The 5,169-nt window shown below is 47.8% G+C and carries 2 tRNA genes and 3 rRNA genes; all 5 read right to left on the bottom strand.

The features are described from left to right. A 5S ribosomal RNA gene (rrf, locus tag ACUSJC_RS16635) occupies positions 1–57 on the bottom strand; the annotation flags it as partial. Positions 58–177: 120 nt separating this feature from the next. Further along, a 23S ribosomal RNA gene (locus ACUSJC_RS16630) occupies positions 178–3,047 on the bottom strand. 94 nt (positions 3,048–3,141) lie between these two features. Next, positions 3,142–3,215, bottom strand: a tRNA-Ala gene (locus ACUSJC_RS16625). A 91-nt stretch (positions 3,216–3,306) separates the two neighbouring features. Beyond that, positions 3,307–3,380, bottom strand: a tRNA-Ile gene (locus ACUSJC_RS16620). Between the two features lie 80 nt (positions 3,381–3,460). Then, a 16S ribosomal RNA gene (locus tag ACUSJC_RS16615) occupies positions 3,461–4,978 on the bottom strand. Positions 4,979–5,169 lie beyond the last annotated feature (191 nt).

The following is a 5,169-nucleotide window of genomic DNA, read 5'->3' as shown; positions in this document are numbered from 1 at the left end:
GCTTAACTTCTCTGTTCGGAATGGGAAGAGGTGAGCCCCGACGCTATAACCACCTTAAGTTTTTAGTGATTCGCTTTCGCTATTCACTGCAACATTCGTTGCCAATATTTTAACATACTAAGATAGTAAAAGACTTTAAGAAAGTTCCCATCCCGCCACTTGAGCGGGAATGAGCGTCACAATAAGCTTACGGGTTATTAGTACTACTCGGCTATGACATTACTGCCTTTACACCTATAGCCTATCAACGTGGTCATCTTCCACGACCCTTAAAAGAAATCTCATCTTGTGGTGGGTTTCGCGCTTATATGCTTTCAGCGCTTATCCCTTCCCGACGTAGCTACTCTGCAGTGCCCCTGGCGAGACAACAGATACACTAGAGGTCAGTCCAACTCGGTCCTCTCGTACTAGAATCAGATCCACTCAAATTTCTAACGCCCGCAGTAGATAGAGACCGAACTGTCTCACGACGTTCTGAACCCAGCTCGCGTGCCACTTTAATGGGCGAACAGCCCAACCCTTGGGACCTTCTCCAGCCCCAGGATGTGACGAGCCGACATCGAGGTGCCAAACCCCCCCGTCGATGTGAGCTCTTGGGGGAGATCAGCCTGTTATCCCCGGCGTACCTTTTATCCTTTGAGCGATGGCCCTTCCATGCGGAACCACCGGATCACTATGCTCTACTTTCGTACCTGATCGACCTGTATGTCTCTCAGTCAAGCTCCCTTATACCATTGCACTCTACGCACGGTTACCAAGCGTGCTGAGGGAACCTTTAGAAGCCTCCGTTACTCTTTTGGAGGCGACCACCCCAGTCAAACTACCCACCAAACAATGTCCCCCGATACATCGGGGTTAGGCCTCAGACAAGCAAAGGGTGGTATTTCAACAATGACTCCTCGAATCCTAGCGAACCCGACTCAAAGTCTCCCACCTATCCTACACATCACGTGTCCAAGGTCAATATTAAGCTATAGTAAAGGTGCACAGGGTCTTTTCGTCCCACTGCGGGTAATCGGCATCTTCACCGATACTACAATTTCACCGAGCTCATGGCTGAGACAGTGTCCAGATCGTTACACCATTCGTGCAGGTCGGAACTTACCCGACAAGGAATTTCGCTACCTTAGGACCGTTATAGTTACGGCCGCCGTTTACTGGGGCTTCAATTCAATGCTTCTCCGAAGATAACATCTCCTCTTAACCTTCCAGCACCGGGCAGGTGTCAGGCCCTATACTTCATCTTACGATTTTGCAGAGCCCTGTGTTTTTGATAAACAGTCGCCTGGACCTTTTCACTGCGGCCAGCTTGCGCTGGCGACCTTTCTCCCGAAGTTACAGGTCTATTTTGCCTAATTCCTTAGCCATGAATCTCTCGAGCACCTTAGGATTCTCTCCTCAACTACCTGTGTCGGTTTACGGTACGGGTACTTATAATCTAAGTTTAGAAACTTTTCTTGGAAGCCCTTAGGCACACTATCCCATTGTCCGAAGACTCCGAGTACTATCGTATTTCACCATGCTCTACGGATTTGCCTATAGAGCATATAGCTAGGTACTTTAACGAACACTTCCGTCAGTTCGCGGTGCTTTCATCACTCCGTCATTCCATCACAATTATAAGTAGTACGGGAATATTAACCCGTTGACCATCGACTTCCCCCTTCGGGTACGCCTTAGGACCCGACTAACCCTCAGCTGATTAGCATAGCTGAGGAAACCTTAGTTTTTCGGTGTGCGGGTTTCTCGCCCGCATTATCGTTACTTATGCCTACATTTGCTTTTCTAAACAGTCCAGCAATCCTCACAGATCACCTTCTACCCAGTTTAGAATGCTCCCCTACCACAGTTATACTGTCCATAGCTTCGGTAGTATGCTTATGCCCGATTATTATCCATGCTCGCCCGCTCGACTAGTGAGCTGTTACGCACTCTTTAAATGAATGGCTGCTTCCAAGCCAACATCCTAGCTGTCTGTGCAGGCAAACCGCGTTTTTTCAACTTAGCATACATTTGGGGACCTTAGCTGATGGTCTGGGTTCTTTCCCTCTCGGACATGGACCTTAGCACCCATGCCCTCACTGCTTAAAATCATTTATTAGCATTCGGAGTTTGTCAGGAATTGGTAGGCGGTGAAACCCCCGCATCCAATCAGTAGCTCTACCTCTAATAAACTATTTAAGCGCTGCCCCTAAAGGCATTTCGGGGAGTACGAGCTATTTCCGAGTTTGATTGGCCTTTCACCCCTACCCACAGGTCATCCGAAGACTTTTCAACGTCAACCGGTTCGGTCCTCCACTATGTGTTACCACAGCTTCAACCTGCCCATGGGTAGATCACACGGTTTCGCGTCTACCATTACCGACTCAAGCGCCCTATTCAGACTCGCTTTCGCTACGGATCCACACCTGAAGTGCTTATCCTTGCCGGCAACGGTAACTCGTAGGCTCATTATGCAAAAGGCACGCCGTCACCCATAAAGGCTCCGACCGCTTGTAAGCGTATGGTTTCAGGATCTATTTCACTCCGTTATTCACGGTTCTTTTCACCTTTCCCTCACGGTACTGGTTCACTATCGGTCTCTCAGGAGTATTTAGCCTTAGCGGATGGTCCCGCCAGATTCACACAGGGTTTCACGTGCCCCGCGCTACTCAGGATACCACTATCCTTTTCTTCTCTTACTTATACGGGACTATCACCCTCTATGGTTAACCTTTCCAGGTTATTCTAATTCAATCCGAAAGAAATATCGTGGTCCTACAACCCCAATATTGCCGTAACAACATTGGTTTGGGCTAATCCGCGTTCGCTCGCCACTACTTACGGAATCACTTTTGTTTTCTTCTCCTCCGCCTACTTAGATGTTTCAGTTCAGCGGGTTTGCTCACCTATCGGTGTGACATGTCTTCAACATGCCGGGTTGCCCCATTCGGATATCTACGGATCAATTCGTATGTGCCAATCCCCGTAGCTTTTCGCAGCTTATCACGTCCTTCTTCGCCTCTGAGAGCCTAGGCATTCCCCATACGCCCTTATTTTGCTTATTGTTTTATACTTTCGTATTCTTTGTGTTTTCTTTCTACTTTGTTCTTTACTATCCCAATATGTCAATGTACGTTTTATGCCTTAAGCATATCTCTGTGGAGAATATCGGAGTCGAACCGATGACCTCCTGCGTGCAAGGCAGGCGCTCTAGCCAGCTGAGCTAATCCCCCAATTTTTATTAATTGTGAATTACGAATTACGAATGTTATAATTCATAACCTCTCAACTTCTAAAATTTCCTTTATTAAAACTCAAAAATAGTAGTCCCGGGCAGACTCGAACTGCCGACCCCTACATTATCAGTGTAGTACTCTAACCAGCTGAGCTACGAGACTCTGTATTTTTTAGCTTTATTTTTGAACTAACAGCGAGAGTAAAACTCTTATCCGAACAAACCATCTTATCTTTTCTCTAGAAAGGAGGTGTTCCAGCCGCACCTTCCGGTACGGCTACCTTGTTACGACTTAGCCCCAGTTACTAGTTTTACCCTAGGCAGCTCCTTACGGTCACCGACTTCAGGTACCCCCAGCTTCCATGGCTTGACGGGCGGTGTGTACAAGGCCCGGGAACGTATTCACCGGATCATGGCTGATATCCGATTACTAGCGATTCCAGCTTCATAGAGTCGAGTTGCAGACTCCAATCCGAACTGAGACAGGTTTTATAGATTCGCTCCTTATCGCTAAGTGGCTGCTCTCTGTACCTGCCATTGTAGCACGTGTGTGGCCCAGGACGTAAGGGCCGTGATGATTTGACGTCATCCCCACCTTCCTCACGGTTTACACCGGCAGTCTTGCTAGAGTTCCCGACATTACTCGCTGGCAACTAACAACAGGGGTTGCGCTCGTTATAGGACTTAACCTGACACCTCACGGCACGAGCTGACGACAACCATGCAGCACCTTGAAAGACGTCCGAAGAAAGTCTAGTTTCCTAAACTGTCGTCTCCCATTTAAGCCCTGGTAAGGTTCCTCGCGTATCATCGAATTAAACCACATGCTCCACCGCTTGTGCGGGCCCCCGTCAATTCCTTTGAGTTTCACACTTGCGTGCGTACTCCCCAGGTGGGATACTTATCACTTTCGCTTAGCCACTCAATCTTGCGATCGAACAGCTAGTATCCATCGTTTACGGCGTGGACTACCAGGGTATCTAATCCTGTTCGCTCCCCACGCTTTCGTCCATCAGCGTCAATCATCTGTTAGTAACCTGCCTTCGCAATTGGTATTCCATGTAATATCTAAGCATTTCACCGCTACACTACATATTCTAGTTACTTCACAAACATTCAAGTCCTACAGTATCAATGGCAGTTTCCTAGTTGAGCTAGGAGATTTCACCACTGACTTATAAGACCGCCTACGGACCCTTTAAACCCAATGATTCCGGATAACGCTTGGATCCTCCGTATTACCGCGGCTGCTGGCACGGAGTTAGCCGATCCTTATTCTTACGATACCGTCAAGCCCCTTCACGAAGGAGTGTTTCTTCTCGTACAAAAGCAGTTTACAACCCATAGGGCCGTCTTCCTGCACGCGGCATGGCTGGGTCAGAGTTGCCTCCATTGCCCAATATTCCTCACTGCTGCCTCCCGTAGGAGTCTGGTCCGTGTCTCAGTACCAGTGTGGGGGACCTCCCTCTCAGGACCCCTACCCATCATTGCCTTGGTATGCCGTTACCACACCAACTAGCTAATGGGACGCATGCTCATCTTGTACCGTTGGAACTTTAATAATCAGATGATGCCATCCGAAAATACCATGGGGTATTAATCCAAATTTCTCTGGGCTATCCCCCTGTACAAGGTAGATTGCATACGCGTTACGCACCCGTGCGCCGGTCTCAAGGAAGCAAGCTTCCTCTACCCCTCGACTTGCATGTGTTAGGCCTGCCGCTAGCGTTCATCCTGAGCCAGGATCAAACTCTTCATCGTAGTATTTTTAATATTATACGATAAGTGCTAGGTTTAGTATTCTTTCAATTCGCCTTACTCTCTTATTTTGTATGCTGTCAATTCAATATGTCTATGAACGTGTCTTCTTTGTTTATCACTAGCCTTTCAGTTAGCGGCTGCAAAAGTACAACTTCTTTTTTAACTCGCAAATATTTTTGAAACTTTTTTTC

This window comes from Flavobacterium sp. U410, assembly GCF_053570605.1.
This window is presented reverse-complemented; position numbering and strand designations above follow the sequence as displayed.